This is a genomic window from Stenotrophomonas maltophilia, assembly GCF_039555535.1.
Taxonomy (GTDB): domain Bacteria; phylum Pseudomonadota; class Gammaproteobacteria; order Xanthomonadales; family Xanthomonadaceae; genus Stenotrophomonas; species Stenotrophomonas maltophilia_Q.
Genome location: NZ_CP154630.1, coordinates 3,343,854 through 3,362,921, shown reverse-complemented (window position 1 = coordinate 3,362,921; position 19,068 = coordinate 3,343,854). Strand labels below are relative to the sequence as shown.

Sequence of the window (19,068 nt, the reverse complement as noted above, 5' to 3'; positions counted from 1 at the left end):
TGTAGCCTTGGTCGCCGCATCCATGCGGCTCACACCCCCGCAGCCCCGCCCCGTCCGACCTCCGACGGCGTGGCGCGAGTGCCAGCCACGGAAAAACAGAAAAGATCAAAAGCAGAGCGGGCGTTTCCGGCATCCGGGCCAAACGAAAACGCCGGGCAGTGCCCGGCGCTTCGCGCTCCGTCTGGTGGAGAGCCCCCCTTTGTTAAGGGGCGCGCGCCGACGGCGCGGGGGATAGGAGGGATGCGCGTGCAGTTCTGATGAACCGCAGGGCGGTTCGTCAGAACTGCCCGCCGAACGTGAACTGCAGGCGTTCGATCTTGTCGCCGTCTTCCTTCTTCAGCGGGAACGCGTAGCTGATCGAGATCGGGCCGACCGGGGCGCGCCACAGCAGGGCGACACCGGAGGACACACGCAGCTCGTTGGCCTTGAAGTTCTTGGTGCCGTTGTAGACGTTACCGAAGTCGACGAAGGCCGACACGCGTGCCGACGGGCTGTCGAACAGGCGCGGGAAGTAGGCTTCGACCGAACCGACGGTCTTCAGCGAACCACCCAGCGGCTGGCCTTCCGGGTAACCGTCGGTCACTTCGCGCGGACCGAGGGTGTTGTCCTCGAAGCCGCGTACCGAGTTGGTACCACCGGCATAGAAGTTTTCGAAGAACGGCAGGCCGCTGGCGGTGACGGTACGGGTGGTGCCATCGGCATTGGTGATCGTACGGGTGTAGTCCTTGCCGTAGGCGTCGCCGTAGCCCACTTCGGCGCGGGTGTTGATCACCAGCGACGGCATGATCGGCCAGTACTTGCTGATCTGGTAGTTCAGCTTGTAGTACTCGATGGTCGAACCCGGCAGGGTGGTTTCCAGGCCGACGCGCTGGTAGGTGCCGCGGGTCGGCATGAAGTAGTCGTTGCGCGAGTCGCGCGCCCAGCCCAGTTCCGTGCGCCAGGCATGGAAGGTGCGCGAACCGACCGCATCGATGTAATCGATGATCGAGGCCGGGGTCGAGCCACGATAGGTCGTGATCTGGTTGCTGTCGATGCCGAACATCAGCGAGACGGTATCGGTCTCGGTCAGCGGCACGCCGAACACCACCTGCGCCGAGCCATTGGTGCTGTTGTACTGCGCGGTGTTGAAGTCGGAGTAGTCCAGTTCACGCCAGGACAGGTTGTAGCCCAGCGACACGCCGTCATCGGTGAAGTACGGGTTGGTGTAGCTGAAGCCGTAGCGCTGCAGGTAGCTGCTGCGCGAGGCTTCGACCGACACGCGGTTGCCGCCGCCGAGGAAGTTGTTCTGCGACAGCTGCACCGAAGTGGTCATGCCGTAGGACTGGGAGTAGCCCAGGCCGAACACGAAGCTGCCGGAGGTGGTTTCCTTGACGTTGTAGACGACGTCGACCTGGTCGTTGCTGCCGCTGACGGCCGGGGTCTCGACGTCCACCGACTCGAAGTAGCCAAGGCGCTGCAGGCGGATCTTGGAACGGTCGATCGCGGCCTGCGAGTACCAGCTGTTCTCGAACTGGCGCATTTCGCGACGCATCACTTCGTCGGAGGTGCGGGTGTTGCCACGGAACAGGATGCGGCGCACCGACACGCGCGGGCCCGGAACGACCTGCATGTTGATGGCCACGGTCTGGTCGGCGCGGTTGGTGGTCGGGATCGGGTTCACCTTGGCGAACGCGTAGCCGATGTTGGACAGCGAGTTGGTGATGGTGTCCGAGCTGAATTCCAGCAGGGCACGCGAGAAGGTGTCGCCCGACTTCTGGATCACCATGCGCTCGACGTCCTCCTGCGGGAGGATGGTGTCGCCGCTGACCTTGATCTCGGAGATCTTGTACTGCGCACCCTCGGTCACGCCCGCGGTGAGGAACATGTCGCGCTTGTCGGGGCTGATCGAGACCTGGGTGGAATCGATGCTGAAGTCGACGTAGCCGCGGTCCAGGTACCAGGAGTTGAGCTTTTCCAGGTCGCCGGACAGCTTTTCCTTGGAGTACTGGTCGTCACGGCGGTACCACGACGCCCAGTTGTGCTCCTTGGACTCCCAGGTCTCCAGGATGTCCTTGCTCTCGAACTTCTCGGTGCCGACCAGGTTGACGTGGCGGATCTTGGCCGCCTTGCCTTCCTTGATGGCGATCGCGATGTCGACGCGGTTGCGGTCCAGCGGGCTCACGGTCGGGGTGATCTCGACGGTGTACTTGCCGCGGTCGTTGTACTGGCGGCGCAGTTCCTGGGTCACGCGGTCCAGGCTCAGGCGGTCGAAGGTGCCACCCTCGGTCAGGCCGATGTCGGACAGGCCCTTGAGCAGCTGCTCGGACTTGATGTCCTTGTTGCCGGTCACGGTCAGCTTGTTGATCGCCGGGCGTTCCTTGACGGTCACCACCAGGATGCTGCCCTGGCGGTCCAGCTGCACGTCTTCGAAGAAGCCGGTCTTGTACAGGGCGCGGATGGTCTCGCCGACCTTGTTGTCGGTGATCGTCTCGCCACGTTCCACCGGCAGGTAGGTGAACACCGTGCCCGAGCTGATGCGCTGCAGGCCATCGACGCGGATGTCGCTGACAGTGAAGGGCTCGGCTGCCTGGGCCAGGGCGGGAGCGCCGGTGACGGCGGCGAGGGCGAGGGCCAGCAGGCGGCGATTGGGGAGTCGCGTCATGTCACGTCCGGTAGGAAGGTCGATTTCATTGGTGCGGGATGCCGACGCTGTAGACGGCAACAACGTGGAAAAGTTCATCGCGGGACCAGGCCGAGGATGTCGTTGTAGAACGCCAACCCCATCAGCCCGGCCAGCAACGCCAGGCCGATGTATTGGCCGGCGGCGATGGCGCGCTCGCTCAGCGGGCTGCCCTTGACCAACTCGATAAGGTAATACAGCAGGTGGCCGCCGTCCAAGATCGGGATCGGCAACAGGTTGATGATGCACAGGCTGAGTGACAGCAGGGCAAGGAACTGCAGGAACCAGTCGAGGCCGCGTTTGGCCGAGACATTGGCCACGCGGGCGATGGTGACGGGCCCGGAAACGTTCTGCAGCGAGGCTTTGCCGGTGACGATGCGGCCCATCATGCCCAGCGAATCGGCGGCAAGCCGGCCGGTTTCACGTACGGCGACGGTCACGGCATCCAGCGGCCCATAGCGCAGCAGGGTGTCGTAGGAGGGGCTGTAGGTGGTGGGGAAGCCGACGCCGATCTGCCAGACCGGGTTGCCCTTGCCATCCTTGCCCTGGCGGGGCGTGACTTCCAGTGCCAGCCGTTCACCGCCGCGCAGGACCTCGATCATGCCGGGGCCTCCGGCACGGCCGAGGGCCTGGATCTGGCCGATCACCTGGTCGACGCTGTCGATGCGCTGGCCGTCGATCGCGACGATCAGGTCGCCCGGCTGCAGCAGCCCGGTGACCACCGAATCGGCGGTGAGCGAGTCGACCAGCGCAGGCTGCAGCCACGACTGCCAATACAGACCGGCAAGGATCGGCACCCGTCGTTCATCGAAACCGGCGGGCAGCTGCGACAGCGGCAGGGTGCGCACGCGCACCTGGTCCGCAGGGTCGAGTACTTCAAGCTTGACGTCGCGGCGATCCATGGCGGCGGCGGTCAGCGCCATGCTGGCCTCGCCCAGGGTGGCGACCTGGCGGTCATCCACCCGCAGAACGCGGTCACCGCTGGCCAGGCCGGCACTGGCGGCGATGCCGTCAACCCGGCCGATCGTCGGCGAGTAGTCCTGCTTGCCGATCACGAACATCGCCCACAGCAGCAGGATGCACAGCAGCAGATTGGCGATCGGCCCTGCAGCAACAATGGCGATGCGCTGCCACACGGTCTTGTGGTTGAAGGCCTGGCCACGCTCGTGGGGATGGACTTCGACCTCACGTTCGTCGAGGAACTTCACGTAGCCACCCAGCGGGATGGCGGCAATGGCGAACTCGGTACCGTGCTTGTCGCGGCGCGACCACAGCGGGCGGCCGAAGCCGACCGAGAAGCGCAGGATCTTGACCCCACAGAGGCGGCCGACCCAGTAATGCCCGAACTCGTGGAACGTGACCAGCAGCCCGAGGCTGACAATCATCCACCAGACCGATCCGATGAAGTCAGTCATGCAGGCTCACAGTGGCGGGCAGGGGCGGCGGCGTCATGCTGGGCGAGGCGGTCGTTCAGGCGGCGTCGATGGCGTTCAGGGTGAGCTGGCGTGCCCGCTGGTCGGCGGACAACAGGACCTCCAGTGTATCGGCTGGCTGGGTCGGCAGTGTTGAAAGAGCGTTAGCAACCAGCTCCGGGATGGTCAGGAAACCGATCCGGCCCTGAAGAAATGCTGAAACCGCCTCTTCGTTGGCGGCGTTCAGCACCGCCGGGGCGGTACCGCCGGCCTGCATCGCCTGCCAGGCCAGCGCCAGGCAGGGGAAGGCGTCGGTGTCGGGGGCCTCGAAATCCAGCCGGCCCTGCGCCAGCAGGTCCAGTCCGGACACGCCGGATTCGATGCGCTGCGGCCAGCCCAGGCCGACCGCCAGGGTGGTGCGCATGTCCGGCAGGCCCATCTGGGCCAGGGTCGAGCCGTCGACGAACTCGACCAGCGAATGCACCAGGCTCTGCGGGTGCACCAGTACCTCGATGCGCTCGCCGGGCACCGCGAACAGGTGGTGGGCCTCGATCACTTCAAGGCCCTTGTTCATCAACGTCGCCGAATCGACCGAGATCTTCGGGCCCATCGACCACTTCGGGTGGGCCACGGCCTGGGCGGGGGTGACCTTGGCCAGCTCGGCGCGGCTGCGGCCGCGGAACGGGCCACCCGACGCGGTCAGCAGGATCCGGCGCACGCCGGCGCCGTCGATGCTGGCGTCGCGCGAACGCAGGCACTGGAAGATCGCGCTGTGCTCGCTGTCGATCGGAATGATCTCGGCGCCGGCGCGCTCGGCGGTGCGGGTCAGCAGTTCGCCGGCCAGTACCAGCGATTCCTTGTTGGCCAGAAGGATGCGCTTGCCGGCCGCAGCGGCGGCGAGGGTCGAGGACAGCCCGGCAGCACCGACAATGGCTGCGACGACGGTGTCGCAGGCATCGCTTGCTGCCAGCTGGTCCAGTGCGGCATGCCCGGCGTGGGCCTCGGTGGACAGCCCGGCATCGCGCAGGCCGTCGCGCAGTTCGGTGAACAGCGCTTCATCGGCGATGACCGCGTGCGCGGGCTTGTGCTGGCGGCACAGCGCCAGCAGCGCCTGCACCTGGCGGCCGGCGGCCAGCACCGTGGCCTGGTAGCGCTGCGGGTGGCGGGCGATCACGTCCAGCGTGGAGGCACCGATCGAGCCGGTGGCGCCGTATACGGCGACCCGGCGCAGGTCTGCGACAGCATTCATGGTCAGAACCCGAAGATTTCCTTGCCCAGCGCGAACACCGGCACGGCGGCGAGGACGCCGTCGACGCGGTCGAGCACGCCACCATGGCCCGGGATCAGGTGGCCCGAGTCCTTGGCACCGGCGTGACGCTTGATCAGGCTTTCGAACAGATCACCCAGCACCGACGCGAATACCGCCACCACCGAGGTGATCAGCAGGCCCGGCAGGTGGGCGACGTCGACGCCGGCCAGCCAACCAAGGCCGACGGCGACGGCGACACCGGCCAGCAGGCCGCCGAACAGGCCTTCCCAGGTCTTGTTGGGGCTGATGCGCGGGGCCAGCTTGTGCTTGCCGAAGTGACGACCGGCGAAATAGGCACCCGAATCGGCTGCCCAGACCAGTGCCAGTGCCGCCAGCAGCCACAGGTGACCCTGCTTGCCCGGCGGGTCACCGCCGGCATGGATCAGCACCAGTGCTGCCCAGGCCGGGACGATGGCCAGGGTGCCGGCCAGCATCTTCACGATCCGCGAGGGGGCCGTGGGCTGTGCGCCGAAGTTGAAGAAGCGCAGCCAGACCAGCGCCGCCAGCCACCAGGCGACACCCGCCAATGTGGTGATCTGGAACAGTACCAGCGTGCTGCCATCGGCCCACACCAGCAGCACCATCAGCAGCAGGTTCAGCACCAGCAGCACGGTGCGGGCGAGGGTGTCTTCGATGCCGGCCAGCTTCAGCCATTCCCACAGGCCGATCAGCAGCACGGCGGCGGCGGCGGCGGCCAGCCATTGCGTGGGCAGCAGCAGGATCGCAGCAATGGCGACCGGCGCCATGATCAGCGCGGCGAGGACTCGGGTCTTGGTCATGGGCTGGAGGTCTCGGTGGCCAGTGCGGCGATCTGGGCGCTGGTCAGGCCGAAACGACGCTCGCGGCTGCCATAGGCATCCAACGCCTGCTGCAGCAGGGCGGCATCGAAGTCCGGCCACAGCGCCTCGGTGAACCACAGCTCGGTGTAGGCCAGCTGCCACAGCAGGAAGTTGCTGATGCGGGTGTCGCCACCGGTGCGGATGAACAGATCCGGCGGCGGCAGGTCGGCCAGGGCGACCTGGCTGCCCAGCAGCGATTCGTCGATCTGTTCGGGCAGCAGGCGACCTGCGGCGACTTCAGTGGCCAGCGCGCGCGCGGCACGGGCGATGTCCTGGCGACCGCCGTAACTGGCGGCGATCGACAGGGTCAGGGTGGTGTTGTCGGCGGTGCGCTGCTCGGCCAGCTGCATGCGGCTGACCAGTCCGGCACCGAAGCGCTCGCGTTCGCCGATGAAGCGTACGCGCACGCCACGCCGGTGCAGCTCGTCCACTTCGCGGTCGAGCGCGCCGAGGAACAGCTTCATCAGGGCGTCGACTTCTTCCTGCGGCCGGCCCCAGTTCTCGCTGGAAAACGCGAACAGGGTAAGCGCCGGAATGCCCAGTTCAAGGCAGCGCTCGATGGTGCGGTTGACCGCGCGCGCGCCGGCGCGGTGGCCGATCACGCGCGGGCGGCGGCGCTGCTGTGCCCAACGCCCGTTGCCATCCATGATGATGGCAACGTGGCGGGGCAGGGCGGCCGGCAACGGAGGCGGGACTGAAGGCATCGACTTCAGACCGACAGCAGTTCTTTTTCCTTGTCGGCGACGACCTTGTCGACGTCCTTGATGTTGGCGTCGGTCAGCTTCTGGATGTCGTCTTCGCCGCGCTTCTTTTCGTCTTCGCTGATCGCTTTGTCCTTGACCAGCTTGGCGATTTCCTTGTTCGCGTCCTGACGGATGTTGCGGATCGCGATCTTGGCGCCTTCGCCTTCCTTCTGCACCTGCTTGGCCAGCTCCTTGCGGCGCTCTTCGGTCGGCGGCGGCATGTTGATGCGGATCGCGGTGCCGAGCGTGTTCGGAGTGAACTCGGCGTTGTAGAGACCCTTTTCGATCTCCTTGATCATGCCCTTGTCGAACGGGGTGACCAGCAGCGAGTGCGCGTCGGCATTGGAGATCGAGGCAACCTGGTTCAGCGGGGTGCTGGCGTTGCCGTAGGCATTGACCGTCACGCGGTCCAGCAGGGCCGGCGTGGCACGCCCGGTCCGGATGGAGGTGAGGGTGTGCTTCAGAGCGTCGATGCTCTTGGCCATGCGCGTCTGCGCGTTGTTCTTGATGTCGTTGAGCATCGCCCGGTCCTGGATGTATCTGGAATCGGGCGATTATAGGCGAATACGGGACGCTGCCGGGCCTGAATCGGCCCGGTTGTCGCCGCCCGCTCAGGCTCAGGCCGGATCGCGGCCCTGGACCAGGGTGCCGATGTTCTCGCCGTTGAGGATCTTCAGCAGCTCGCCCGGCTGGCCCATGTCGAACACGCGCATCGGCAGGTCGCTGTCGCGGGCCAGTGCGAAGGCGGCGGTATCCATCACTTCCAGGCCGCGGCGGATCACTTCGTCGTAGCTCAGGCTGTCGAAGCGGACCGCATCGCTGTGCTTGTTCGGGTCCTTGTCGTACACGCCATCGACCTTGGTGGCCTTCAGCAGCAGGTCGGCGCCGATCTCGATCGCGCGCAGGGCGGCACCGGAGTCTGTGGTGAAGAAGGGGCTGCCGACGCCGGCGGCGAAAATCACCAGGCGTCCCTTTTCCAGGTGGCGGATGGCGCGGCGGCGGATGTAGTCCTCGCACACGTCGTTGATCTTGATGGCGCTCATCACGCGCGCCTTGGCGCCGAGCTTCTCCAGCGCGTCCTGCATGGCCAGGGCGTTGATGACGGTGGCCAGCATGCCCATCTGGTCGCCGGTGACCCGGTCCATGCCACCGGCGGCCAGGCCGGCGCCGCGGAAGATGTTGCCGCCGCCGATCACCAGCGCCACTTCGGCACCGGCCTGCTGGGCTTCGATGACCTCACGGGCCAGGCGGTTGATGATCTTCGGGTCGATGCCGTAGTCCTCATCTCCCATCAGCGCCTCCCCGGACAGTTTCAGAAGGATGCGGCGATAGGCGAGCTTGGACATGGGGACCTCGGGTGCGTGGAAATCGCGGGCGATTCTACGCGCATGCGGCGTCAGGCCATAGTGTTTTGTGCACTGCGGCGCAAAATCCTGGCATCCGCCCCGGTCATCCGGGGCTTCCCGTTCAGCCCAGCTCGGCGCCCGCGGTCGCTGACAGCTCGTCGTGGCCGAGGGCGCCGGGGGAGCGCGCGATCACCCGGTTGCGGCCGAGGTTCTTGGAGCGGTACAGCACGTCGTCGGCGGCGCGCAGCAGGTCCTGCACGTCGGCGAAGCGTTCGTAGCCGCCCTGGGTGGCCACGCCGGCGGAGAAGGTGACGAACAGCGGGCCGCCTTCCAGTTCGGCCATCGGCGTGGCGACGATGTTGGCCAGCACCCGGCGGATCACGTCCAGGGCCACCGTTTCGCTGGTGTTGGGCAGCAGCGCGACGAACTCCTCACCGCCGAAGCGGGCCACGGTGTCGCTGTGGCGCAGCTGGCCCTGCAGTTTGCCGGCAAAGGCCCGCAGCACCTCGTCGCCGGTCAGGTGGCCATGGGCGTCGTTGATCTTCTTGAAGTCGTCCAGGTCGATGAAGGCCACCGACAGTGGCCAGCCCTGGCGACCGGCGCGCAGGAATTCCTGCTCCAGCACGGCTTCCAGCTGGCGCCGGTTGAGCACGCCGGTGAGGGCGTCACGATGGGCCTGGTCGGCCAGGCGCTTGGCCCGGGCTTCGAATTCGTCGGCGCGGCGACGGGCCTGGTCGGCATCCTGCAGCTCGCGCAGGTTGCGCAGGGTTGCCAGCTCCTGCGCGTGGTCGATCAGCTCGCGCACCCGCGAGGGGGAATTCAGGCCGGCCTCGAACAGGCTGGCGATGTCCGGCAGCGCCTCGCTCATGCGGGCCAGGACCTGGTCGAAGCGGGCACTGTCCAGTTCAAGGCGGTCATGCACCTGCTGCAGGGCGCGCTCGCGGGCGGCATCGGCGTCATCGTCCAGCCAGATGTCGGCCACCGCGCCGGACAGCTGCACGCAGGCCTGGAATGGCGATTCCGCAGCGTCCAGGTCTTCGCTGTGGCTGATGCTCTCCACCAGATAGCGGGGCAGGCCCCACTGCTCGGCCACCCAGGCGCCGACCTCGGCGTGGCTGCAGCCCAGTTCGTCACGCTCGCGCGCGACCAGATCGATGTTGTCGCGCGCTTTGCGCAGCAGCGGCAGGTAGCGCTCCGATTCGGCCTGGGCCAGGCACAGTACGCCCAGGTCCTGCAGCAGGCCGGCCAGCATCAGTTCTTCCAGCCGGCGCAGGCCGCGGGCCTGGCCCAGCTGGCTGGCGGCCAGCGCGCTGAGGATGCTGCGCTTCCAGGCGCGTTGGCGCAGGTCGTGGTCGGCGCCGGTACCGCCGGTCAGTCCCTCGGTGACGGTGAAGCCGAGGGCGAGGCTGATCGTGGCATTCAGGCCGAGCATGGTCAGCGCCTGGCCGAGGTTCTCGATCCGGCGGCGGCTGGCGTACAGCGGCGAATTGGCGATGCGCAGCATGCGAGCACTCAGCGCCATGTCGATGGCGATGATGTCGGCGGCGGTGGCGATATCCGCTTCCGGGTCCTGTGCCAGTTCGATGATGCGCAGGGCAATACCGGGTGGCGAGGGCAGGTTGCGGCAGAGCGCCAGGGCAGCTGTCAGCTCGGGAGGCATGTCGGGTCGTTCAATTCCATTGGGACAAGAATACCTAGGAATGCATCACAGTCCGCGATTTTCGTTCCTGCTAAATGACTGTTGATTCCCTGTGCCGAGTATCGGCCTGATTCGCGCGCAACGCAAAGGTGCAGGTGTGCGCATCAACGGTGCGCACCCACAGAAGGCGGGGGCGCCTACAGGTGGAGCATGGGCCTCCCGTTGTCCCGGACATAAAAAAAGAGCCGCGGTTTCCCGCGGCTCCTTCTGGTCGTTTCACAGCCCGAGGGCTGGAATCAGACCTGCATCGCCTTGGCAACTTCGGCGGCGTAGTCTTCCACCACCTTCTCGATGCCTTCGCCGACGATCAGCAGCTTGAAGCCAGCAACATCGGCGCCAGCGGCCTTGACCACCTGCTCGACGGTGGTGTCGCCCAGCACGTAGGTCTGGCCGTACAGGGTCACGTCGCTGACGATCTTGTTGATCTTGCCGCTGATGATCTTTTCCAGGATGTCGGCCGGCTTGGCCTTGTCCTTTTCGGACATCTTGGCCAGCTCGATTTCCTTTTCCTTCTCGACGAAGTCGGCCGGAACGTCCGCAGCCTTGTTGTGCGGCGGCTTCAGCGCAGCCACGTGCATGGCCAGGCCACGAGCCAGCTCGACGTCGCCGCCGATCAGATCGACCAGCACGCCGACCTTGCCGTTGGTGTGGACATACGCACCGATGTTGCCGGTGGTGTCGACATTCACCATGCGACGGATCTGGATGTTCTCACCCAGGGTCTGCACGGCGGTGGCGCGGGCTTCTTCAACGGTGCGGCCATCGGCCAGCTTGGCAGCCTTCACGGCTTCCACGTCGGTGGCGCCCGATGCCAGGGCGGCAGCGGCGACGGCGTTGACGAAGGACTTGAAGTTGTCATCGTTGGCGACGAAGTCGGTTTCCGAGTTGACTTCGACCAGCACGGCCTTGCCGCCGTCCTGGGCCAGGCCCAGACGGCCTTCGGCGGCCACGCGGTCAGCCTTCTTGTCGGCCTTGGCAGCGCCGGACTTGCGCATGGCTTCAGCAGCAGCGTCGATGTCGCCGTTGGCTTCGGTGAGCGCCTTCTTGCATTCCATCATGCCGGCGCCGGTGCGCTCGCGCAGTTCCTTGACCAGGGAAGCAGTGATTTCCACGGGATTACCTCACGAAAGAAAGGGGTAGGGCCGGCATGGTGGCCGGCCCGTGTGACACGGTCCTGTCACGCGCCAAGGGGCTGCGCGCAGGGAGGGTGGACGCCGGGCGTCCACCCCGGGGCCTGGATCAGGCCTGGGCGTCGTCGCCCTTCTTGGCAGCCTTCTTGGCCGGAGCGCGGCGGGCCGGCTTCTCTTCGCCTTCGGCAGCGGCTTCAGCGAACTCCTCTTCGCGCACCGAAGCGGCGTGCGGAGCAGCGGCCTTGCCTTCCAGCACGGCGTCGGCAGCGGCGCGGGCGTACAGCTGCACGGCGCGGATGGCGTCGTCGTTGCCCGGGATGGCGTAATCAACCAGTTCCGGGTTGTAGTTGGTGTCGACCACGGCGATGACCGGGATGCCCAGCTTCTTGGCTTCCTTGATCGCGATGTCTTCGTGGCCGATGTCGATCACGAAGATGGCGTCCGGCAGGCGGTTCATGTCCTTGATGCCGCCCAGCGAGGCTTCCAGCTTGTCGCGCTCGCGACGCAGGCCCAGCACTTCGTGCTTGACCAGCTTCTCGAAGGTGCCGTCGGTTTCACCGGCTTCCAGTTCCTTCAGGCGGGCAACCGACTGCTTGACGGTACGGAAGTTGGTCAGGGTGCCGCCCAGCCAACGCTGGTTCATGAACGGCATGCCGCAACGTTCGGCTTCTTCCTTGATGGTTTCGCGGGCGCTGCGCTTGGTGCCCAGGAACAGGACGGTGCCGCGCTTCTGGGCAACCGACGAGATGAAGTTCATCGCGTCGTTGAACAGCGGGACGGTCTTTTCCAGGTTGATGATGTGGATCTTGCCGCGGGCGCCGAAGATGTACGGAGCCATCTTCGGGTTCCAGTAGCGGGTCTGGTGGCCGAAGTGGACGCCGGCTTCCAGCATCTGACGCATGGTGACCTGGGGCATTGCAATACTCCTGATATGGAACCAGCGATTCCGCCCGCGGGGATAGGTATGCGGGACACGTGGAAGCGCGATCGGTTCCGGGGTTGGGCTTCCCTGTTGCCTCCGTGGCCGAACTCCTTGCGGAGCACCCCGGCACGGATGGGGGCAGCAGGTGTGGATTCACCGGTGACGTCCGGTGTGGACGGGCTCCCGCGCACGCAGGCGGCAGGAATCCGGTCGATTATAGCCCGCTCGGTGCGCTCGCTGCAATTGCCGGGTCTGGAGCGGCCAGATCGACCACGCGGCCATCCTGCAGCCGGGCCTGGAAATGACCGCCGGCGTAGCCATCGGCGTGGGCGGGCAGGGCCCAGCGGCGCTCACGGCCGGCCAGCAGATAGCCGGCCAGGCCCGGCAGCAGCAGGGTGCGCCGGCCGTCGCTGGCGATGTAGGCGAGATCGTTCAGGCGTGCGTGCAGGGTACCGGTGTTTCGCAGTCGCAGAAAGGTCTGTGACTGGCCCGGTTCGATCCCTGCATGCAGCCGCGGCTGGGCCATTGGTGTGGCGTGCCCTCGGAACAGCGGCAGGGAATAGCGCTGCAGGCCTGGCGTAGCGGGGGCCAGGACGACCCGATAGGCCTGTTCGCCGACTGAGGGTGTCGGCTGGCGTGGCAGCAGCCAGATGCGCTGGCGGATACCGGGCGGGATGTCGAGCTGGGTGGGGCTGGCGAGAACCTGGTCGGTGGGGCGCAGCACTTCGGCGTCGGTCTGCTGTTCCCACGCCAGGATCTGCACCCGCCCCTGCCAGCGGCCGGGACCGGGGTTGTAGAGCCACAGTTCGCCCTGGCCACCTTCGGCGGGCAGTTGCAGTGTGGTCGGCAACAGGTCCAGTGCTGCGGCAGGCCACGCCAGCAGCATCGCCAACAGGGTCGGAAGTGCCCGCATCAGTAGATGACGGTTACGGCGGACGTCGAGTCTTCGTCGTCGGCGGGAGGTGCGAGCTCGCGGACCTGGGGAGGCAGTTGCGGTGCGTCGCTGCGCTGGTGGGGGGCGGGGCAGTGGGTGCTGCCGGGGTCATCGCGACAGGCTTCGACCACGGTCAGGCGGATCTGCAGCGGCGCGGGACTGGGTTCAGCCCATGCGGGCGTGCTGGCGACCAGCATCGCCCCGATCAGAATTGCGCGAACCACCTGCCAACCACCGTGCTGAAAGATCTCGCTGCGCGGTATCGGCTGGATGTGCCGGAACTGTAGAGCCGAGCCCATGCTCGGCCTGCCGGCTGCCAAAAAATGCAGCCGAGCAAGGGCTCGGCTCTACAGGGGACTCAATAGGTGATCGTCACCTGCACAACGTCGTTGTAGGTGCCGGCCGGCGGTTGGCCAGTGACCGGCGGCACCCGGCCATAGATCGTCAGCTGCTGCGCGCTGCCAGTGCCGGTGCCGCTGGCGGTATCGACGGTCAGCGTGTTGCCCCAGCGCTGGGTGCGTGTGGAATCGCGGTACAGCTCGTAGGTGAGGTAGTAGGTGCTGGCGCCGATGGTGGTGGCCATGCGTCGCGTGCTGGTGGCAGTGGGGTTGTTCTGGCCGTTGTTGAGGCTGACCTGGTAGGCGGTGTTCTTCAGGCAGGTCAGGGTCAAGGTGGCGGTCTGGTCGATGTTGGCGGGGATGCTGCCGGAGACGTTGCCGAAGTTCATGTTGGTGGTGACGTAGCTCCCGCACTGCGGCAACACCTCGGCGGTGGCGGTGAAGCTGAAGGCGGCACTGGCGCTGTTGGTGCCGGTGGCGCCGCCGTTGCAGGTGGCGGGCACGGTGGCCGTGCCGAGCAGCACTTCGTTCCAGGCCCAGGTCAGCACCACGTTCGCCCCACTGAAGGTGCTGCTGTAAGCGCCGGAGGCCAGCACCTGGTTGGCCGGGATCTGCGCGAACAGCTGGGTGGCCTGCGCGCCACTGCCGCCGGTCAGCAACGGCACGTTGTAGGTCATGGTCAGTTCCTGCGCCGGCGGCGTGCCGCGCGGGGTCAGCCCGGTTGCCTGGCTGAAGTTGGAGGTGTTGTAGAGCTGGAAATTCATGCTGTCGCTGGCGCTGGTCTTCATCGTGCGCCAGGTGGAGCTGCTGCCGCCGCCGCTGCCGGCGCCGATGCCCACGCAGACCCGCACGCCGGTGGTGGCCAGCAGGCTGAGCGCGGCGGTGGTACAGGACACCGTGATGTTGAGCGTGCCGGTGGTTGCGCCGGGCGCATTGCTGTTCACATTGCCGAACGGCAGCGTCGGGTCGGCGATGGCGGTGCAGACCGCGGTGGCACGTGCCGGCACGGCCGCCAGCAGGCAGGCAACCAGCAGCAATCCGAGCAGCAGCACCTTCATGGCGCCACCTCCGGAATGCACTGCAGCGGCGCCGGTTTGGGGCGTGCACCGGTGGCCACCACCTTGGGCAGGTCCGGCACCTTCACCCGGCACTGGCCGCGGCTGGTGGTGATGTACAACACGCTGCCGGCGGCCACGTCTTCCAGGTACAGCAGACCGTCATAGCCCACCAGCGCCTGGCGCCCGTCCGGCAGCTGCACCTCGCTGCCGACCTCCAGCGGTTGCCCGTCCATGCCGTACAGGGTCAGGCTCAGCGAAGGCCGCGAGCGCAGTGCGAAGGTCACCCGCGTGCCCGCGCGCTGGCGTGGGGTCACCCAGTCTTCGATGCGGTCGGCACGCATGTCCTCAGGCAGGTCCAGGGTATCGATGGAGACGCGGTTGCGCTGCCAGGACAGCAGCGGGCTGACCAGCAGCAGGCCGCGATCATCGGTCACGCCGATCAGCCGGTTTTCCAGCCGCACCGGCACGCCGCCGACGCCATTGGTGCTGATCACCGCGAATGCGTCGGAGACCTCGCGGGTGGCGAAGGCGTGCCCGCCCATCCACACCAGGCTTCCACTGGCGCTGGCGTAGGCATAGTTCAGGCCGCCCTGGCGCGAGGCGCCGAATGAGTAGCGACCGACGTCATTGAGGATGCCGACTTCGGCCAGGCCACCATTGCCATCCTCGCCATGGCGCACCTGCGCGCGCCAACCGACACCGCCGGCGCTGCCGTCGCCGGGCACCGGCTGGGTGACATCGGCCACCCAGCTCTGGCTGTCGCCATTGCGCTGGCTGGACAGGCTGGCCTGGCGGTTGTTGCCCAGGCTGGCGGTGACCGAGAGGTAGATGCTGCGGTCATCGCTCTTGTCCAGGTTCTGGTTCACCGACAGGTACGCCGACCAGCGCTGGCTCCAGGTGCGCGACCAGAACAGGCTGGCGTAGCGGTTGTCCTCGCCGTCGGGGTAGCGCAGTCGCAGGTAGCTGGCGCTGAGTGTGCCCAGCCGCAGCAGATCGGCGCCGACCGTGGCCTGTTCGCTGATGCTCGGCGGCAGGTTGCCCTGCAGTGCGCCCAGGTCGCGGTAATCACCATGGCTGCGCACGGTGCGCAGATTGACGTTGAGTCGGCGGTTGTTCCAGCTGTAGCCCAGTGCCCATTGCCTACCCTGCAGGCCGTGGTAGTCGCTGTGCGCATAGGCGGCGTTGAACACGCCCGCACCGCCGAGCAGCCACCAGCCGCCGATGCCGGCCTGGGTCAGACCCCCACCGCCTTCGGCATGCGCTTCACCGGTAAAGGTATCGCTGACGCCGCCGCGCCAGCTGGCACTGGCCACGGTGCGATCGTCGTAGGTGAAGGAGCGCTGGCCGAAATCCTCACGCAGGTGGCCAACGCCGACCGACCAGTCCGACAGGCCCTTGGCCAGCAGCTGCTGGGTGCCATAGAAACTGAAATCCAGCGTCTGCATGCGCCCGAATGCATCGGTCACCACCACCTGTGCACTGCCGGTGCCGCTGATGCCGGGTTGCGCGGCCAGCTGGAATGGACCGACCGGCACCTGCCCGCTGTACTGGCGCAGGCCGTCGACGTACAGCTCGACCGTGGACGGCACCACGGCCTGGCCGAGGAAGCTGGGGGTGGGCGTGAGCACGCGGTAGGGCTGCAGGCCGTAGTTGCGGCCGATCTGCAGGCCGCCCATGCGCACGGGGCGGGTCCAGTCGACGAAACCGCTGTAGAAGTCGCCGACGTCCAGGGTCATCGCCCTGTCGGGGAAGTCCAGGCTCCAGCGGGTGTCCAGGCGCACGCTCTCACCACGCCAGCGGCGGTCACCGGATTGCTGGTAGCGGCGGCTGATCGCCGTGTTTTCGAAGGTGCCGTTGCCGATCCCGAACAGGCGCAGCTCCGAGCTGAGGCTGAGGTTGCCGAGCGTGTCGACCCGGCTGCCATAGACGTCGTAGTTCAGCAGCAGACCGGGCGAGGCGCTGCCGGCCGGTGCGCGGGTCTGCGGCTGGCTGAGCACGGTGGTCGGCAGGGTCAGCTGGTCCAGTGGCACGTCCAGGGCCAGGGTCTGCATATGCGCGTCGTAGCGCACCACGGCCCCGCTGATCTGGTCCAGATAGACCGGCGCATCGCCGCGGGCGCTGAAGCCGAGCTGGCGCAGCACGTCCGGACTGGCCTGCAGCCGGCCACGGTTTTCGGTGAACGGCAGCAGGCCGCGCGGCGTGCTGTTGAGCGAGACATCCAGGTAAAGCGTCTGGCCGGCGGTCAGGGGCGTGGGCGCAGGCAGGATCGCATCGGCCGATACACCGGAGACATCCGCAGCCCCGGCAGCAGCCATGCCGGACACATCGGCGGCCTCGGTCGCCGCAGGAGCCAGAGCAGCCAACAGCGCGCCCATCAACGCCTCAGCGAGCCGGTGGTGGCGACAGCGGCGTCTGTTCCGACTCGCCATTGAGCTTGGCCGTGATCTGGTCGTTGTCGCGGTCGATGGCCGTGCGCTCGATCGGCCAGCGCATCACCTGCCCGGGCAGTACATACCCCAGCAGGCCGGGGTGCACGATGCGCGGACGCTGGACGCTGCCCAGCGCGAGGTCGGCGATCTGTGCATAGCTGTTGCCGGTGTTGGCCACCTCCACGCCGTTGCGTCCGTCTTCCAGCTTCACCAGGTGCGCCCGGAGTTGCGCGGCCAGCTTGCCCCCCGAGGGTTGCACGAACACCGGAATCGAATAGCGCAGCACGAACTGCATGCCGTTGGCGCGGGTCGCCAGGTCAGGCACTTCGTCGACGATCAGCCGGTAGTACTGCTGTGCCGCAGGCGGTTCGTGGTTCGGGCGCATCACCCGAACCAGCTGCTGCTGGCCAGCGCCCAGTTCCTGCATCGGAGGGGTGGCCAGCAGTTCATCGGTGGGCAGCAGTTGTTCCTGGCCATCCTGCTGTACCCAGCGGAAGACCCGCACCTGCAGCCTGACCGGCGAGGTGCCGCTGTTGGTCAGCCACAGTTCGCCTGCGCGCTGGCGGGCTTCGAGCTGCAGGCTGGTGGGGGCGACCTGCAGGCTGGTGGCGCCGACGGCGGTGGCGAGCAGCAGGCTCAGGGCGAGCAGCGCCACGCCGGTGGCGCGCCACGGGCGGGGTCCGGCCATGCGGGCGTGCTCCATCAATAGGTGATCGTGGCGGTGACCGTATCCAGGTAGTTGCCGGTGGCCGGATTGTTGGTGCTCAGGTTCAGGATCTGGCCGTAGACGATGTAGGGCACGGCCAGGCCGGTGCCGATGCCGGCCTGGGTATTGGTGCCGGTGGTGGCGCCCCAGACCAGGGTGTGGGCGGCGTCCTGGTAGAGCTGGTAGCCGACGTAGTTGTTGGCGGTCACGGCCGCATTGGTGTTCTTCATGCGGCGGGTGGTGACGTCGTTGGCCGTGCTGGCGTTGGCGCCCGCGTTCAGCGAGATCGTGTACGGGGTCAGCGCCGAGCACTGCGCGGTCACCGTACCCTGGCCCAGGGTGGGGGTCGCCGTGGTCGAAGCCGCCGTGCCGAAATCAACGTTGGTGGCGGCCGCGGCCGTGATCGTGCAGGCCTTGGTGACCACCAGGGTGACGTTGAAGGTCGTGGTATCGGCCGCCAGTGCGGGGCCGGCCAGCAACAGTCCGGTCAGGGCCCAGGCGAGCGGTGAGCGGAGCGTGGATCGCATGGACAACCTCCCTGACCCGAAGGTCTGTTGAACAAGGCGAAGGCGGCACGTTCAGGGCCGCTTTGATCATGGTCAGGGCCAGCTTGTGCGGGTAAGTGTCTGTAATCCGTGATAAATAGGCATGCGAAAGAGTGGAGCACGTCACGCTTTCACTTTCCTTGCCGGAACCGTGCATGCCCCGGATCGCCAGTTGGGTGGCGTTCGTTCAGATTGCAGCCGGATCGGCGATAATGGGCGCCATGAGCGTGAATCTGAAAACCCCGCAGGAAATCGAGATGATGCGCATCGCTGGCCGCCTGGCCAGTGAAGTGCTCGACATCGTCACCCCCCACGTCAAGCCCGGTGTCACCACCGAGGAGCTGGACCGCATCTGCCACGACCACATCGTGAACGTGCAGGGCGCGATTCCGGCCAACGTCGGCTACCGCGGCTTCCCGAAGACCGTGTGCACCTCGGTCAACAACGTCATCTGCCACGGCATTCCCAGCGAAGGGAAGGTGCTCAAGGATGGCGACATCATCAATATCGACGTGACCGTCATCAAGGATGGCTGGCACGGCGACACCAGCCGCATGTACTTCGTCGGCACGCCGTCGGTGATGGCCCGCCGCCTGGTGGAAACCACGTACGAAGCGATGTGGCGCGGCATCCGTGCGGTGCGTCCAGGCGCAACCCTGGGCGACATCGGCCATGCCATCCAGAGCTACGCCGAAGGCGAGCGATTCAGCGTGGTGCGCGAGTACTGCGGCCACGGCATCGGCAAGGTCTACCACGACGAGCCGCAGGTGGTGCATTACGGCCGTCCGGGCCAGGGCCTGGTGCTGCAGCCGGGCATGACCTTCACCATCGAGCCGATGATCAACGAGGGCACCCGTTACAACAAGGTGCTGCCGGATGGCTGGACCGTGGTGACCAAGGACCGCAAGCTGTCGGCGCAGTGGGAGCACATGATCGCGGTCACCGAGACCGGCGTCGACGTGCTGACCCTGTCGCCGGGCGAGTCGCAGGTCTCCTGAG

17 protein-coding genes are annotated in these 19,068 nt (G+C 66.9%); 1 reads left to right on the top strand and 16 read right to left on the bottom strand.

Going from position 1 to position 19,068, the window contains the following annotated elements; all coding sequences use genetic code 11:
* Positions 1–277: 277 nt before the first annotated feature.
* From bamA to AASM09_RS15535, 16 genes are all read right to left on the bottom strand, one after another.
* Positions 278–2,641: an outer membrane protein assembly factor BamA gene (gene bamA, locus AASM09_RS15610; RefSeq protein WP_100443638.1), complete on the bottom strand. Its 2,364-nt coding sequence runs from the start codon at positions 2,639–2,641 to the stop codon at positions 278–280.
* 74 nt (positions 2,642–2,715) lie between these two features.
* Positions 2,716–4,074 carry an RIP metalloprotease RseP gene (rseP, locus tag AASM09_RS15605; RefSeq protein WP_049432376.1) on the bottom strand — a complete coding sequence of 453 codons (1,359 nt, stop codon included), beginning with the start codon at positions 4,072–4,074 and terminating at the stop codon, positions 2,716–2,718.
* A 55-nt stretch (positions 4,075–4,129) separates the two neighbouring features.
* Entirely contained in the window at positions 4,130–5,320 is a 1,191-nt protein-coding gene (locus AASM09_RS15600) for a 1-deoxy-D-xylulose-5-phosphate reductoisomerase (RefSeq protein WP_049432378.1), read from the bottom strand.
* A gap of 2 nt (positions 5,321–5,322) precedes the next feature.
* Complete coding sequence (locus AASM09_RS15595; RefSeq protein WP_100443637.1) at positions 5,323–6,159, bottom strand: phosphatidate cytidylyltransferase; 837 nt, start codon at positions 6,157–6,159, stop codon at positions 5,323–5,325.
* Positions 6,156–6,923 carry a polyprenyl diphosphate synthase gene (gene uppS, locus AASM09_RS15590; protein WP_049427360.1) on the bottom strand — a complete coding sequence of 256 codons (768 nt, stop codon included), beginning with the start codon at positions 6,921–6,923 and terminating at the stop codon, positions 6,156–6,158. Before uppS ends, AASM09_RS15595 begins: the two co-directional genes overlap by 4 nt.
* 5 nt (positions 6,924–6,928) lie before the next feature.
* A complete protein-coding gene (gene frr / locus AASM09_RS15585) occupies positions 6,929–7,483 on the bottom strand; it encodes a ribosome recycling factor (protein WP_049427358.1) in 555 nt (184 codons plus the stop codon).
* Positions 7,484–7,579: 96 nt separating this feature from the next.
* The gene (pyrH, locus tag AASM09_RS15580; RefSeq protein WP_005408745.1) at positions 7,580–8,308 is read right to left on the bottom strand and encodes a UMP kinase; all 729 of its coding nucleotides are present in this window, start codon (positions 8,306–8,308) and stop codon (positions 7,580–7,582) included.
* A 121-nt stretch (positions 8,309–8,429) separates the two neighbouring features.
* Positions 8,430–9,968: a sensor domain-containing diguanylate cyclase gene (locus AASM09_RS15575; protein ID WP_049427356.1), complete on the bottom strand. Its 1,539-nt coding sequence runs from the start codon at positions 9,966–9,968 to the stop codon at positions 8,430–8,432.
* Positions 9,969–10,243: 275 nt separating this feature from the next.
* Positions 10,244–11,119 carry a translation elongation factor Ts gene (gene tsf, locus AASM09_RS15570; protein ID WP_005408747.1) on the bottom strand — a complete coding sequence of 292 codons (876 nt, stop codon included), beginning with the start codon at positions 11,117–11,119 and terminating at the stop codon, positions 10,244–10,246.
* 127 nt (positions 11,120–11,246) lie between these two features.
* Positions 11,247–12,053 carry a 30S ribosomal protein S2 gene (gene rpsB, locus AASM09_RS15565; RefSeq protein ID WP_005408748.1) on the bottom strand — a complete coding sequence of 269 codons (807 nt, stop codon included), beginning with the start codon at positions 12,051–12,053 and terminating at the stop codon, positions 11,247–11,249.
* A 220-nt stretch (positions 12,054–12,273) separates the two neighbouring features.
* The gene (locus AASM09_RS15560) at positions 12,274–12,972 is read right to left on the bottom strand and encodes a fimbrial biogenesis chaperone (protein WP_049428030.1); all 699 of its coding nucleotides are present in this window, start codon (positions 12,970–12,972) and stop codon (positions 12,274–12,276) included.
* Positions 12,972–13,292, bottom strand: a complete 321-nt coding sequence (locus tag AASM09_RS15555; protein ID WP_238378633.1) for a hypothetical protein — start codon at positions 13,290–13,292, stop codon at positions 12,972–12,974. Before AASM09_RS15555 ends, AASM09_RS15560 begins: the two co-directional genes overlap by 1 nt.
* A gap of 59 nt (positions 13,293–13,351) precedes the next feature.
* A complete protein-coding gene (locus AASM09_RS15550; RefSeq protein ID WP_343368483.1) occupies positions 13,352–14,389 on the bottom strand; it encodes a Csu type fimbrial protein in 1,038 nt (345 codons plus the stop codon).
* The gene (locus tag AASM09_RS15545; RefSeq protein WP_100443636.1) at positions 14,386–16,764 is read right to left on the bottom strand and encodes a fimbria/pilus outer membrane usher protein; all 2,379 of its coding nucleotides are present in this window, start codon (positions 16,762–16,764) and stop codon (positions 14,386–14,388) included. The genes AASM09_RS15550 and AASM09_RS15545 overlap by 4 nt, the downstream gene beginning before the upstream one ends.
* Positions 16,765–16,771: 7 nt before the next feature.
* Positions 16,772–17,521, bottom strand: a complete 750-nt coding sequence (locus AASM09_RS15540; protein WP_049427399.1) for a fimbrial biogenesis chaperone — start codon at positions 17,519–17,521, stop codon at positions 16,772–16,774.
* Positions 17,521–18,051 carry a Csu type fimbrial protein gene (locus AASM09_RS15535; RefSeq protein ID WP_049427402.1) on the bottom strand — a complete coding sequence of 177 codons (531 nt, stop codon included), beginning with the start codon at positions 18,049–18,051 and terminating at the stop codon, positions 17,521–17,523. The genes AASM09_RS15540 and AASM09_RS15535 overlap by 1 nt, the downstream gene beginning before the upstream one ends.
* 173 nt (positions 18,052–18,224) lie before the next feature.
* Here AASM09_RS15535 and map point away from each other — a divergent pair, with 173 nt between their 5' ends.
* Entirely contained in the window at positions 18,225–19,067 is an 843-nt protein-coding gene (map, locus tag AASM09_RS15530) for a type I methionyl aminopeptidase (protein ID WP_005408754.1), read from the top strand.
* Position 19,068: the final 1 nt, after the last annotated feature.